The sequence below is a fragment of the Rhodophyticola sp. genome, from assembly GCF_965284195.1.
Classification (GTDB): domain Bacteria; phylum Pseudomonadota; class Alphaproteobacteria; order Rhodobacterales; family Rhodobacteraceae; genus Rhodophyticola.
Genome location: NZ_CBDIRM010000001.1, coordinates 656980 through 669435, shown reverse-complemented (window position 1 = coordinate 669435; position 12456 = coordinate 656980). Strand labels below are relative to the sequence as shown.

At 67.8% G+C, this 12456-nt stretch carries 12 protein-coding genes; 7 read left to right on the top strand and 5 right to left on the bottom strand.

The genetic code is table 11. The features are described 5' to 3' along the window. Window positions 1–108 precede the first annotated feature (108 nt). The 4 genes from ACQ651_RS03395 to ACQ651_RS03380 all read left to right on the top strand — a co-directional run bounded on the left by ACQ651_RS03395 (window position 109) and on the right by ACQ651_RS03380 (window position 3794). Window positions 109–1131: a Hint domain-containing protein gene (locus tag ACQ651_RS03395; RefSeq protein WP_430448308.1), complete on the top strand. Its 1023-nt coding sequence runs from the start codon at window positions 109–111 to the stop codon at window positions 1129–1131. Window positions 1132–1214: 83 nt separating this feature from the next. Beyond that, entirely contained in the window at window positions 1215–2078 is an 864-nt protein-coding gene (locus tag ACQ651_RS03390; protein WP_430448307.1) for a methylated-DNA--[protein]-cysteine S-methyltransferase, read from the top strand. Window positions 2079–2217: 139 nt separating this feature from the next. Further along, on the top strand, window positions 2218–2871 hold the full coding sequence (locus ACQ651_RS03385; RefSeq protein ID WP_227285324.1) for an OmpA family protein: 654 nt from the start codon (window positions 2218–2220) through the stop codon (window positions 2869–2871). Between the two features lie 155 nt (window positions 2872–3026). Beyond that, the gene (locus tag ACQ651_RS03380) at window positions 3027–3794 is read left to right on the top strand and encodes a FadR/GntR family transcriptional regulator (RefSeq protein ID WP_375550224.1); all 768 of its coding nucleotides are present in this window, start codon (window positions 3027–3029) and stop codon (window positions 3792–3794) included. Here ACQ651_RS03380 and ACQ651_RS03375 read toward each other — a convergent pair. After that, a complete protein-coding gene (locus tag ACQ651_RS03375) occupies window positions 3791–5011 on the bottom strand; it encodes a mandelate racemase/muconate lactonizing enzyme family protein (RefSeq protein WP_430448305.1) in 1221 nt (406 codons plus the stop codon). The genes ACQ651_RS03380 and ACQ651_RS03375 overlap by 4 nt on opposite strands. Window positions 5012–5143: 132 nt before the next feature. Next, a complete protein-coding gene (locus tag ACQ651_RS03370; RefSeq protein ID WP_227285321.1) occupies window positions 5144–6286 on the bottom strand; it encodes a zinc-binding dehydrogenase in 1143 nt (380 codons plus the stop codon). Window positions 6287–6433: 147 nt separating this feature from the next. Here ACQ651_RS03370 and pcaD point away from each other — a divergent pair, with 147 nt between their 5' ends. The 3 genes from pcaD to ACQ651_RS03355 all read left to right on the top strand — a co-directional run bounded on the left by pcaD (window position 6434) and on the right by ACQ651_RS03355 (window position 9886). Next, a complete protein-coding gene (gene pcaD / locus ACQ651_RS03365; RefSeq protein ID WP_430448303.1) occupies window positions 6434–7234 on the top strand; it encodes a 3-oxoadipate enol-lactonase in 801 nt (266 codons plus the stop codon). Next, entirely contained in the window at window positions 7231–8565 is a 1335-nt protein-coding gene (locus tag ACQ651_RS03360) for a lyase family protein (RefSeq protein WP_430448301.1), read from the top strand. Before pcaD ends, ACQ651_RS03360 begins: the two co-directional genes overlap by 4 nt. Before the next feature lie 85 nt (window positions 8566–8650). After that, window positions 8651–9886: a TCR/Tet family MFS transporter gene (locus ACQ651_RS03355; RefSeq protein WP_227285318.1), complete on the top strand. Its 1236-nt coding sequence runs from the start codon at window positions 8651–8653 to the stop codon at window positions 9884–9886. Here ACQ651_RS03355 and ACQ651_RS03350 read toward each other — a convergent pair. Genes ACQ651_RS03350 through ACQ651_RS03340 form a run of 3 tightly spaced genes read right to left on the bottom strand, consistent with a single transcriptional unit; the run spans window position 9856 to window position 12358 of the window. Then, the gene (locus tag ACQ651_RS03350; RefSeq protein WP_430448300.1) at window positions 9856–10833 is read right to left on the bottom strand and encodes a threonine ammonia-lyase; all 978 of its coding nucleotides are present in this window, start codon (window positions 10831–10833) and stop codon (window positions 9856–9858) included. The two genes, ACQ651_RS03355 and ACQ651_RS03350, sit on opposite strands and share 31 nt — an antisense overlap. After that, window positions 10830–11666 carry an alpha/beta fold hydrolase gene (locus ACQ651_RS03345; protein WP_430450300.1) on the bottom strand — a complete coding sequence of 279 codons (837 nt, stop codon included), beginning with the start codon at window positions 11664–11666 and terminating at the stop codon, window positions 10830–10832. Before ACQ651_RS03345 ends, ACQ651_RS03350 begins: the two co-directional genes overlap by 4 nt. Continuing rightward, window positions 11666–12358 carry a haloacid dehalogenase type II gene (locus tag ACQ651_RS03340; protein ID WP_227285316.1) on the bottom strand — a complete coding sequence of 231 codons (693 nt, stop codon included), beginning with the start codon at window positions 12356–12358 and terminating at the stop codon, window positions 11666–11668. The genes ACQ651_RS03345 and ACQ651_RS03340 overlap by 1 nt, the downstream gene beginning before the upstream one ends. Window positions 12359–12456 lie beyond the last annotated feature (98 nt).

Genomic DNA, 12456 nt, shown 5'->3' with positions numbered 1-12456 from the left:
GCCAATTCGTTGCGAATTGTACGCGCTTTGCCCGGTGCGGTTAATCAGGTGATGACGATCAGCCTGTTAGGACGCGGGGCCCGAAAGTCGACCTGGAAAGGCACTGCCATGCCCCGCATTCGTCTTATCGCCTATGATCCTCTGGCTCTCGTCTATGACCGGCGGGAGGCGACATTCGCCCTTGGGGCCGGGTTCGACCCGCGGCGGGACGAGATCGAGATGATCGTCGCGCCCGGTGTGCCCGGCGGGCCGTCGCCTGCGCCTGTGGCCAGCATCGCCACGCCCGCCGACAGGCCCCGGATCAGCGGCGCGGTCGACGCCACGCCCTATGCACGGCTGCGCGCGCCCGACGGAGCGGCGATCTGTCTCGACCGGATCGAAATCGACGGGCGCGCGGTGGGCTATGCAAGCTCCCGGCCGCTTGTGCCGGGCCTCAGCTATGCGGACCTGACCGGCGAAGATGGATCGTGCGCGCCTGCGCACGCCGACAGCGCCGGCTCCCGCGCCACCCATGATCTGCCCGGTTTCGCCTCCGACGCACTGGTGGCGACCGGGGCTGGCCTCCGCCGCGCGGACAGCCTGCGCGAGGGGGACATGGTGCTGACCCATGACAACGGGCTGCAACCCGTTCGCTGGATCCTGCGCCATCGCATGCAAGCGGGCACATCCACGACCAGCCCCGGCACGGCTCCGGTGCAGCTTGCCGCCGGTGCGGTGTCAACAGGGCGGCCCGAACAGCCGCTGACCGTTTCGGGCTCTCTGCGGGTCCAGATCCGCGAACCGATGGCCGAGCTTCTATTCGGTGAGCCGCAGGTTTTCGCGCAGGCGGGCCGGCTGGCCGATGGCGGCGCCATTGCCGCGCGGCCGGCCGGCACCTCGGTCACGGTTGTGCAGCTTCTCTTCGACGTCCATGAACTCGTGCAGGTCAACGGGCTCTGGGTCGAAAGTCTCTGGCTGGGCGAACCGACGCTGAAGGCCCTGCCGCCGATCGCGCGGGTCATCGCGCAGCAGATCGCCCGCGGGCTATCCGACCGGCCCTGCCTTGCCCGTCTCGATCTGGTGCCCGAGGAAATCCTCTGCCTCTATCCGCAACGTCAGAGAGAACGGGAAACGCGCGCCAGCGTCGCCTGACACCGGCCATCCGTTTGGCGCAAGAACCGGGTCGCATCAACCGTCACCGCCCCCCTATCCTTGACCAGAGGATGGAGCGTAAGATGAATGAGATGACCCTGCCGGAACCCGACACAGCCTATCACTTCAACGTGGTGCGCCGCGCGATCGACATCATCGATGCGGCACCCGCGCCCGGCCCCTCGCTGGAGGAACTGGCGCGCGCGCTCAAGATGAGCCCCGCCCATCTGCAGCGCGTGTTTTCCAGATGGGTCGGCGTGTCCCCCAAACGCTATCAGCAATACCTGACGCTGGATCATGCCAAGCGCCTGCTGGCCGACCGGTTCACGGTGCTGGATACGGTGGCCGAAACCGGTCTTTCCGGCGGCGGCCGGTTGCATGATCTGTTCCTGCGGTGGGAAGCCATGAGCCCCGGTGACTACGCCCGCGGCGGCGCGGGCCTGACCATCCGCCATGGCTGGTTCGACAGCCCGTTCGGCGACGCGCTCGCCATGGGGACCGAGCGGGGCCTCTGCGGGCTGGCCTTTGCCTCCGAGGTCGGGCGCGAGGCGGCCTTTGCCGACATGTCGGGGCGCTGGCCCAATGCGGCCTATGTCGAGGATCCCGCCGCGCTGGCCCCATGGGTCGCCGCCGCCTTCGGCCGGACCGGCGAGACGCGGCTGCATCTGATCGGGGCCCCCTTCCAGATCAAGGTCTGGGAGGCGCTTCTGTCCATCCCCTCGGGGCAGGTGACCACGTATTCCGAGATTGCCGGGGCGGTCGGAAACCCCCGCGCGGTGCGCGCCGTCGGCACCGCCGTGGGACGCAATCCGATCAGCTGGCTGATCCCCTGCCACCGGGCGATCAGGAAATCCGGTGCGCTGGCGGGATACCACTGGGGCCTGCCGGTCAAGCGCGCCATGCTCGCCTGGGAAACCGCCGCCGAGGACGCCCGGAGCACCGCCTGACCGGGCGGGCCCGGCGAACCGGCGGCTTTCCGCCGTCGCTTTTTTCGATGTTATTGAATAACAAGGCCCTGCTATTGCAGATAGCCAAGGAGGCCCGTGACAGATACCGGGCCAGAAGACATGGGAAAAGGGCAGCTACATGACCATTCGTAAAACCGGCATCGCCGTAACCGCCATCGCCGCATTGGGCCTCACCGCCTGCGTGCCGACCAACACCGACCCGAATGCGAACCGCACCCGGGACGGTGCGATCGTTGGCGGCATCCTGGGGGCTGCGATCGGGGCGCAGGCCAATGACAGCGACCGGGGCATGGGCGCCGTCGCAGGGGCGGCCGTCGGCGCGCTTGCCGGCGCAGGCATCGGCCAGATGCTGGACCGTCAGGCGCGCGATCTGCGGTCGTCGATGGCCAATGACCAGATTTCGATCAACAACACCGGCGAGGAGTTGGTGGTGACGATGCCCGAGGGCATCCTGTTCGCCGTGGACAGCGCCGCCATCCGCCCCGGCCTGCAAAACGATATCCGCGCCCTCGCGCGCAACCTGCAGCAATACCCCAACACCACGGTGGACGTGATCGGCCATACGGACGACACCGGCTCGGCCGCCTATAATCAGGATCTGTCCACGCGCCGCGCCAACGCGGTGGCCGGGGTGATTCTGGAGGAAGGCGTCAGCCCCGCGCGCGTCCGCAGCTATGGCCGGGGCGAAACCGCACCGATCGCCACCAACGCCACTGCGGAAGGCCGCCAGCAAAACCGCCGGGTGGAGATCGTCATCCGCCCGATGAACTGACGCCTCGGCAGGAACGCAAACCCGAACCCGGCCCCCGAACGGGCCGGGTTCGCGCCCGGCGACGTTTCTGCCGGGCATCATTCCCCCATCACAGCCCTAGACAACCCGCCCGTGCTGGTCATATGTTTTGACCAATTGGGAGGGAGGGCCCGGTCGTGCCGTTTCAGCGCATAGAGGCGGAAAAACTGTCCCACTCCGTTGTGCGACAGATCGAGGAGTTGATCCTGCGCGGCATTCTGCGGCCGGGCGAACGGCTGCCGTCCGAGCGGGAGTTGAGCGAACGCCTGGGCGTGTCGCGGCCGTCACTCCGCGAGGCCATCGCCGAACTGCAGACCCGCGGCCTGCTCGCCACACGGGCGGGTGCCGGCATCTATGTTGCCGATGTGCTGGGCAGCGCCTTTTCGGAGGCCCTGATCCGGCTGTTCGCCGCCCATGACGAGGCGGTGTTCGATTATGTCTCCTTCCGCCGGGATCTCGAAGGGCTGGCCGCCGCCCGCGCCGCCGTTCATGGCTCGGACACCGATCTGAAGGTCATCGACACGCTTTACCACAAGATGGAGGCCGCCCATTCCAAGCGGAACCCCTCGGACGAGGCGGAACTGGACGCGGAGTTTCATCTGGCCATCATCGAGGCCAGCCACAATGTGATCATGCTGCACATGATGCGGTCGATGTTCGACCTGCTGCGCGAAGGTGTGTTCTATAACCGCCAGATCATGTTCAAGCAGCGCACAACCCGCGACCTGCTTCTGGAACACCACCGCATCATCAACGACGCAATTCAGGCCCGCGATCCCGAGGCCGCCCGCGCGGCGATCATCACCCATATGAACTATGTGGAAGAAGACCTGAAGAATCAGCAGCGGGCCGAGAAGAACGAAGAAGTGGCAAGGCTGCGCTACCAGCACGAAAAGGCGCGCTAATCCTCCGCCCCGCCCGCGAAGGCATTGCCGCCCTGCCAGTCGCACGGCGCGTCGCGCATCTCCAGATGCAGACGGCCGCCGGCATAGGCATGCGCCGCGGCCACCGCGTCGTCCAGTTCGATCCCCAGACCGGGCGCGGCGGGCGCCTCCACGAAGCCGTCCGTGACCCGGGGCCGCCCCGAGACCAGGGCGTCGTGAAAGGGCGTCTCGATCGCCTCGACCATCAGCAGGTTGGGCGTGCTGACGCCGAAATGCACATTGGCGGCCCATTCCACCGGCCCGGCATAGAGATGCGGCGCCATCTGCGCATTGTGGCTTTCGGCCATCGCGGCGATCTTCTTGACCTCCCAGATGCCGCCCGCCCGGCCAAGGGCCGGCTGCAGGATGCGCACCCCGGCGCGCAGAACCGGGGCAAACTCCGCCTTGGTGCAAAGCCGTTCGCCGGTCGCGACCGGGATCATGCTGGCCGCCGCGACCTCGGCCATGGCGGCCGCGTTGTCGGGGGGAACCGGCTCCTCGTACCAGAGCGGGTCATAGGGCTCCAACGCGCGGGCCAGCCGGATCGCGCCCGCGGTCGAAAACTGCCCGTGGGTGCCGAAAAGCAGATCGGCCCGCCCTCCCACCGCCGCGCGGATCGCCGCGCAATGGGCGACGGATCGGGCGATATCGGACAGCGCGGGCATATGTCCGCCGCGCATCGTATAGGGGCCGGCAGGGTCGAATTTCACCGCCGTCCAGCCGTCATCGGCCAGGGCCGCCGCGGCCTCGGCAGCCATATCGGGGCTGGTCCAGAAGGCGCGCGGATCGTGGTGATCCATCGGGTACAGATAGGAATAGGCGCGCAGACGGTCGTTCATCCGGCCCCCGATCAGCGCCCAGACCGGCCGATCCCGCGCCTTGCCCAGAATGTCCCAGCAGGCCATTTCCAGCCCGGAAAACGCGCCGATCACGGTCGGATCGGGCCGCTGCGTGAACCCGCTTGAATAGGCCCGGCGGAACATCTTCTCGATATCTTCGGGGCTTTCGCCCTCCATGTGCCGCGCAAACACGTCGCCGATGACCGCGCGCATCGCCTCCGGCCCGACAGCCGCGGCATAGACCTCCCCCAGTCCGGTGATCCCGCAGGCGGTGGTGACGCGGACAATCAGCCAGTAGCGCCCGCCCCAGCCCGGCGGCGGCGGCGCGACGACAAACACCTCAAGATCGGCGAGTTTCATGGCGGGCTCTCCTTTTTCCGGGGCCGGGAGGGCCGACCAGATCACGTTTCGCCGAACGGGTCCAGTTGACCCGGCCCAGCCATCGGCGGGCCCGGCGCGGCGGCCTTGCGATCCGGTCCGGCCGCGCGCCCGTCACCCGGGCAGGGCCTGATCCGCCGCCAGTCCTGCGGGGCCGGTGCCGCCCGGGGATGCGCCCCGAAACACGATGACATTGCGCCGTGCCTTGCCGCTTCTGGTATCGGCGATCGCCTCGTTGATCTGGTCCAGCGTCCACCGCCCGGTCACCAGCTCATCAAGCTTCAGACGGCCCTGCCCGTAAAGCTCGACCATCCAGGGGATATCGCGTTTCGGGACGACCTCCCCCATCAGCGAGCCGCGCATGCCCTGCCCCGTCGCGGCAATGATCACCGGTTCGTAGCTGACCGTGTCGCCCGAATGCGGCATGCCGACCGCATAGACCGTGCCTTTTGGCGCCAGAAGCCGCATCGCCACGTCATAGGCCGGGATCGCACCGACGGAGACCAGCACATGATCGGCGCCGCGCCCGCCGGTCAGCGCCCGGATCGCCTTCCACGGCTTCGGCTCGCTGGCCAGCACTCCGTCGGTGGCTCCGAATGCCCTGGCATCCTCCAGCTTCGACGGCTCCAGATCCATCGCGATGATCCGTGCCGCGCCTGCGATCCGGGCCCCCTGGATCGCGTTCAGGCCCACACCACCCGCGCCGATCACCACCACGTTCTGCCCCGGGCGGATCCCGGCGGTGTTGACCGCCGCGCCGACGCCCGTCGGCACCCCGCAGGCCAGAAGGCAAGCCGCCTCCGGCGCAAGCCCGCCCACATCCACGACCTGGCTCTGGTCGACCACCACCTTTTCCGCGAAGGCCGCGCATTTCAGTCCCTTGACCAGCGCGCGCCCGTCCGCGCCCGTCAGGCTTGGCGGCACCGGTGCGGCGGAACTGCAATAGACCGGCGCGCCCGAGGCACAATCGACGCAAGTGCCGCAGGCGCGGATCAGCGTCACGATCACCCGTGCGCCAGCCTCCAGACCGGTCACGCCGGGCCCGATGCCGGTGACGATCCCGGCCGCTTCATGGCCATAGACCGCCGGCAGGCCGCCGCCCCATCCGCCGTCGATATAGGAGATGTCGGAATGGCAGATCGCCACCGCCTCCAGCGTCACCTCCACCTCGCCCGCGGCGGGCGCGCGCAGGGTAACCTCCTCGATTTTCAATGGTTCGCCAAAGGCATGGCAGACGGCCGCGCGGATGAGTGTCACCGATGAATCCTTCTCGCTTTCGGGCAGAGTGCGAAGGGTTTCACCCGCCCGCAAGCCCATTCGCGGCGTGCAAGGTCCGTTTGCGCCACCACGCCCGGCTTGCGGCACGGGCCGATCTGTCCGACAAAGCCCCTGAGGGAGGATCACATGAACAGCATCCAGCTTGGCGATATCCATCTGCATGTGCGGCAGGATGGCGACCCGAACGGCCCGCCGGTGGTCTTCGCCAACTCGCTCGGCACCGATCTGCGGCTTTGGGACGATGTGGTGGCGCGGCTTCCGCAAAACCTGCGGATCATCCGCTATGACAAACGCGGCCACGGGCTGTCGGCCTGCCCGCCCGCGCCCTATTCCATGGGCGCACTGGTGCGCGATGCGGAGCAGCTTCTCGACGCGCTGGAGGTGCGCGACTGCGTGTTCGTGGGCCTTTCCATCGGGGGCATGATCGCGCAGGGGCTTGCCGCCAAACGGCTCGATCAGATCCGCGCGGTCGTCCTGTCGAACACCGCCCCCAAAATCGGAACGCGCGAGATGTGGCATGAGCGGATCGCAATGGTGGAAAGCCAAGGTCTTTCGGCCATGTCGGACACCATCCTCCAACGCTGGTTTTCCCCGGCCTTTCGGGAGAGCGCGGCGGTTCTGCCCTGGAAACGCATGGTCGAAACCACACCGGCGGCGGGCTATGCGGGGTGTTCCGCCGCGATCGCGGGAACGGACTTCTACACCACCACGGCGGCGCTGCGCCTGCCCGCGCTGGTGATCGCGGGGTCCGAAGACGGCTCCACCCCGCCCGATCTGGTGCGCGAAATGGCCGGGCTCATCCCCGGCGCGCGGTACGAGCTGATCCGGGGGGCGGGCCATCTGCCATGCGTGGAAAAGCCCGACATCTACACCGGCCATCTGGTTGATTTCCTCACCGGTCTGGGCGTGATCGAGGGCGGATCATGAGCATCTCTCCCTTCGACAGTGCGCTCTACCGCGATCTGTTTACGGATCGCGAAACCGCGAAACTGTTCACCGACAGCGCCGAGATCCGCGCCCTGCTTCTGGTCGAGGGGGCGCTTGCCAAGGCTCAGGGCGCGCTTGGCATCATCCCGGCGGCGGCGGGCGACGCCATCCACCGCGCCAGTCTGGAGGTTCAGATCGACCCCTCCGCCCTGTCCGCCGCCACGGGGCGGAACGCGGTGCCGATCCCTGCATTGGTTGCCGCCTTCCGGGCCGAAATCGGCGACCGGGATGCGGCCCAATACGTCCATTGGGGGGCCACGTCGCAGGATATCGTCGACACCGGCCTGATCCTTCGGCTGCGCCAGGCGCTGGTGCGGATGGAAGGTGAAATATCCCGCCTTTGCAAGGCGTTGTCCGCCCATGCCGGGCGGCATGCGGAAACGCCGATGGCCGGCCGCACTTATGGCCAGCGGGCGACGCCCACCAGTTTCGGCATGGTGGCGGCGGGCTGGGGCCATCCGTTTCTGGCGCATCTGCATCGTCTCGATCAGTTGCGCCCGCGGCTTCTGACGGTCTCGCTGTCCGGGGCGGCGGGCACGGGCGCGGCCCTCGGCCCCGAACTGCCCGCCCTTCGCGAGGCGCTGGCAGAGGCACTTGGCCTCGCCGCGCCGCACGCCTCATGGCACAGTCAGCGCGACCGGATCGCGGAGCTTGCGGGCTGGCTGACGCTGGTCGCGGGCTCGGCCGGAAAGCTGGGCGAGGACCTGATCCTGCTGACCCAGACCGAGATTGCGGAAATCTCCCTGGCCGCCGCCGGCGCCTCCTCGACCATGCCGCAGAAGCAGAACCCGGTCGGCCCCTCGGTTCTGGTGGCGCTGGCCCGGCATGTGGCCGCACTCAACACCGCGATGCAGGGCGCGATGCTGCACCGGCAGGAACGGGACGGCGCGGCGTGGCTTTGCGAATGGCTGAGCCTGCCGGCCATGGTGGCGGGGGCCGCAAAGGCCCTGGCACTCGCCGCCGATCTGGCCGAAACGCTGACGCCGGACACCGCGCGCATGGCCTCCAACATCGCCGATCCGCTGGAGCTGATCCATGCGGAAGCGTACAGCTTCCTGCTTGCGGAGCGGATCTCCAGACCCGAAGCACAAAGCGCGATCAAGGCATTATGCGCCGAAGCTCAGACATCCGGCGCGCCGCTTGGCGATCTGGTGGCCCGCGACTTTCCCGATCTGGACCTCGCCCCCGCGCGCGATCCGCGACGCGCGCTTGGCCACGCCCCCGCCGAGGCGCGCGCCTATGCAGCGGCCGCGGACCGGCGGTTTTCCTGAGCAAATCCCCTTGGGGATGGACAGGCCCGGGCGGGCCCGATAGGTAAATGCGCTGTCCGACGCGGCGGCAGAACCGGATTTTCCCATGCGCAGCCGCCTGCCTGTCATCTTCATTCTGATCACCGTCGCCCTCGACGCCATCGGCATCGGGCTGATCCTGCCGGTGATGCCGGATCTCATCCGCGAGGTTCGCGGCGCCGATCTGGCGAATGCGGCCTTGTGGGGCGGGATCCTGTCGGCCGCCTATGCGGTGATGCAATTCGGCTTTTCGCCGACCCTCGGCAATCTCAGCGACCGGTTCGGACGCCGCCCGATCCTGCTCGTCTCGATGGCGGTCATGGCGCTGGATTATGCGGTGATGGCGGTTGCAGGCACGATCTGGCTGCTGCTGGCGGGCCGCATCGTCGCGGGCATCGCAGCGGCCACCCATGCCACCGCGCTGGCCTATATGGCCGACATCACGGAGCCGGAGAAACGGGCGCAGAACTTCGGCCTGATCTCGGCAGGCTTCGGCGTCGGCTTCATTCTTGGCCCGATCCTCGGCGGTCTGCTTGGCGGGCTGGACCCGCGCGCGCCCTTCATCGCCGCGGCCTGTCTCGCCGCGCTCAGCTTTGTCTTCGGCTATGTCGTTCTGCCCGAATCCCTGCCGCCCGAAAAGCGCCGCCCGCTCCGCTGGCGGCGGGCCAATCCGCTTGGCGCGTTGCAGCATGTGGGCGCCCTGCCGGGTGTGAGGCTGCTGCTGATCGTGATGCTGGTCTACCAGATTTCCAACTTCGTCTATCCCGCGGTCTGGGCCTATTACACCCAAGCCGCGTTCGGTTGGGGCACCGGCAAGGTGGGTCTGTCGCTTGCGCTTTACGGTCTGGCGATGGCCGTGGTGCAGGCGGGCCTGATCCGTCTCATCCTGCCCCGCCTGGGCGAGGTCCGCGCGGTCTACTGGGGGCTGATCCTGAACATGATCTGTCTGGTCGCCTACGGTCTGGCGAGCCAGGGCTGGATGATCTGGGCGCTGATCCCGATCTCGGCCATCGGCGCGATCGTGGCCCCGGCCATGCAGGCGGTGATGTCGCGGGCGGCGGGCGCGGACCAGCAGGGCGAATTGCAGGGCGTCCTGTCCTCCATCGCGGCTCTGTCGATGATCCTGTCGCCACTGATGATGACGCAGGCGTTTTTCTGGTTCACCCGCGATGGCGCGGATCCGGTGCTGCCCGGCGCGCCCTTCCTGCTGTCGGCGGTTCTGATGTCGATGTCCTTTGCGATCTTCGCCATCGGCCTCAGCCGCAGGCGATCTCAGGCCGCCTCCGACAAGACCTCGCTGTAAAGCGCCAGATCCACATTCCCGCCCGAGGCCGTGGCGATCACCGCATCGCCCTCCAGCGCGTCGCCATGGAACAATGCTGCGGCAAGGGCCACCGCGCCGCCCGGCTCGATCACCAGCTTCAGCCGGGCGGCCGCCAGCCGCATCGCCGCGCGCACCTCGGCATCGCTCACCACCAGCCCGGGGCCGCAACGCGCGGCCATGATCGGGAATGTAATCTCCCCCGGCGATGGTGTGAGGATCGCGTCGCAAAACCCTGTTTCCGGGCCGCTATTCCGGACGATGCCGCCCGAGGCGAGCGAGCGCGCGGTATCGTCGAACCTCTCCGGCTCCACCGGTCTCACCCGCATCCGCGGCGCGCGCGCCTCCAGCGCCAGCGCGATGCCCGAGGTCAGGCCGCCGCCCCCGCAACAGCTCAGCACCTCCGCCTTGGTCACGCCCTGTTCCGCCGCCTGTTCGGCAATCTCCAGCCCGCAGGTGCCCTGCCCGGCGATGACCAGCGGTTCGTCATAGGGCCGGATCAGGGTCAGCCCCCGTTCGGCCTGCAGACGCGCACCGATCTCCTCGCGCTTTTCACGCCCGGCGCGGTCGTAGAGCACGACCTCGGCCCCGAAGGCGCGGGTATTATCGATCTTCAGCGCCGGCGCATCCTGCGGCATGATGATGGTGGCCGGCACGCCGTGAAGCTTTGCCGCCAGCGCCACGCCTTGCGCGTGATTGCCCGAGGAGAACGCCAGAACCCCCGCCCGGCGCCGTTCGGGCGCAAGACCGGACAGAGCCGACCACGCCCCGCGAAACTTGAAGCTGCCGGTATGTTGCAGGCATTCCGCCTTCACCAGAACCCGCCGCCCGGCGATCTCGTCCAGAAACGGGGAGGACAGCAAGGGCGTGCGCCTGACATGGCCCCGCGCCCTGTCAGCCGCGGCCTCTATCATTTTGATATCACTCATGAAACAAGATCCAGAAATTCGGAGATCAGGGCGACTGCGCCGGGCTCGTCCAGAAACGGCACATGGCCCCTGTCCGGGATCTCGGCCACCAGCATGTCCGGCCGCCTGCGGCGCATCTCGGCGGTGGTCTGCCGTGACAGCAGGTTGGAGTTCGCCCCCCGGATCAGCGCAAGCGGCAGCCCGTCCAGCGCATCGAAGAGCGGCCAGAGGTCCGGCGCCGGCTGCGTGGTGTCGAAGGCGGGGGCCACGGCCTCCCGCAGGCGCGGATCATAGCGCAGATGCAGCCCGTCCTCCTCCTCCCGCCAGATCCGCCGCGCCATGTCCGCCCATGTGGCGGGCGGGACGTTCCGGAAATCCGGCGCATAGCTTGCAGGCAGGGCCGCCGCGCCTTCGGCCAGCGTGGCAAATCCGGGGCGTCGCCCGATGTAATCCATGATCGCGTCCAGCCCGCCGGGCTCGATCACCGGGCCCACATCGTTCAGCACAACGCCGGAAAGCCGCTCCTTGGCGGTCGCCGCCAGCATCATCGCCACCAGCCCGCCGCGCGATGTGCCCAGAATGGCCACCTTGTCCAGCCCCAGATGGTCCAGCAGGGCCAGCACGTCGCGCGCCTCCTGCGGGACGTTGTAGCTCATCGGGTCGGGGGCGTGATCCGATGCGCCGCGCCCCCGGAAATCCATCCGTATGATGCGCGCGCGCTCCGAAAAGGCCGCCACCACCGGCTCGAAATCCTCCATGTTCCGGGTCAGCCCGGGCAGGCAGACCAGCGGCTCCCCCGCCCCCCGATCCTCGTAGGCGAGACGCAGACCATCGTCGGACACCGCATATCGGATCATGCGGGATCGGCCCGGGCCACGTCGGGCACGCAGCGCAGATCCCGCGCGGTCTGTCCCGGCTTGCCCGACAACCTGTCCACCGGCTCCCCGGCGCGGTTCACCCAGAGCACCCGGAACCCGTAGGAGGCCGCCGCGGCGGCATCCCACCCGTTCGACGACACGAACAAAACTTCGTCCTTGGAGACATCCAGATGGCGGCCCACCAACGCATAGACCCGCGCATCGGGCTTGAAAACCCGCTCCTCCTCGACGCTCAGCACCGCATCCAGCAGATCGCCGATCCCGGCGCTGTCCACCGCGCCTTCCAGCATCTTGGGCGATCCGTTCGACAAAATCGCCGTCTTCATCCCGTTGGCTTTCAGCCTGGCCAGCGTTTCCGGCACTTCAGGATAGGCGGGTAAGGTCCAGTAAAGGCCCAATAATCGCTCCCTGAGTTCCGGATCGGCCTGATCGGTGACATCCAGCGCCCAATCCAGCCCGTCCTGCGTGATCTGCCAGAAATCCACGTGGTCGCGCGCGATCGTGCGGATCCATGAATATTGCAGCTGCTTGGCCCGCCAATGGCTGGAAACCTGCTGCCAGACCGCGGCAAACCCTTCCAGCCCGTCTTCCTCCGCCAGATTTCTCGCAGCGGCGTTTACGTCAAATAATGTCCCATACGCATCGAATACACAGGTTGTAACCGGCATGGCATCGCCTTCCTGTTTTGGTGGCGCCATCGTGACACAGGCCGCCTCTTCCGACAATTCTCAACAGCAATATTTACTTAGGTCGGAATTCGGCTAGG

What these genes read in the sequence shown, in the direction of transcription:
- ACQ651_RS03355 (WP_227285318.1), top strand. Translation starts at nt 8,651, where the DNA reads ATGCGCAGCCGCCTGCCTGTCATCTTCATTCTGATCACCGTCGCCCTC.
- ACQ651_RS03340 (WP_227285316.1), bottom strand. Translation starts at nt 12,358, where the DNA reads ATGCCGGTTACAACCTGTGTATTCGATGCGTATGGGACATTATTTGAC.
- ACQ651_RS03395 (WP_430448308.1), top strand. Translation starts at nt 109, where the DNA reads ATGCCCCGCATTCGTCTTATCGCCTATGATCCTCTGGCTCTCGTCTAT.
- ACQ651_RS03350 (WP_430448300.1), bottom strand. Translation starts at nt 10,833, where the DNA reads ATGAGTGATATCAAAATGATAGAGGCCGCGGCTGACAGGGCGCGGGGC.
- ACQ651_RS03390 (WP_430448307.1), top strand. Translation starts at nt 1,215, where the DNA reads ATGAATGAGATGACCCTGCCGGAACCCGACACAGCCTATCACTTCAAC.
- ACQ651_RS03375 (WP_430448305.1), bottom strand. Translation starts at nt 5,011, where the DNA reads ATGAAACTCGCCGATCTTGAGGTGTTTGTCGTCGCGCCGCCGCCGCCG.
- ACQ651_RS03385 (WP_227285324.1), top strand. Translation starts at nt 2,218, where the DNA reads ATGACCATTCGTAAAACCGGCATCGCCGTAACCGCCATCGCCGCATTG.
- pcaD (WP_430448303.1), top strand. Translation starts at nt 6,434, where the DNA reads ATGAACAGCATCCAGCTTGGCGATATCCATCTGCATGTGCGGCAGGAT.
- ACQ651_RS03360 (WP_430448301.1), top strand. Translation starts at nt 7,231, where the DNA reads ATGAGCATCTCTCCCTTCGACAGTGCGCTCTACCGCGATCTGTTTACG.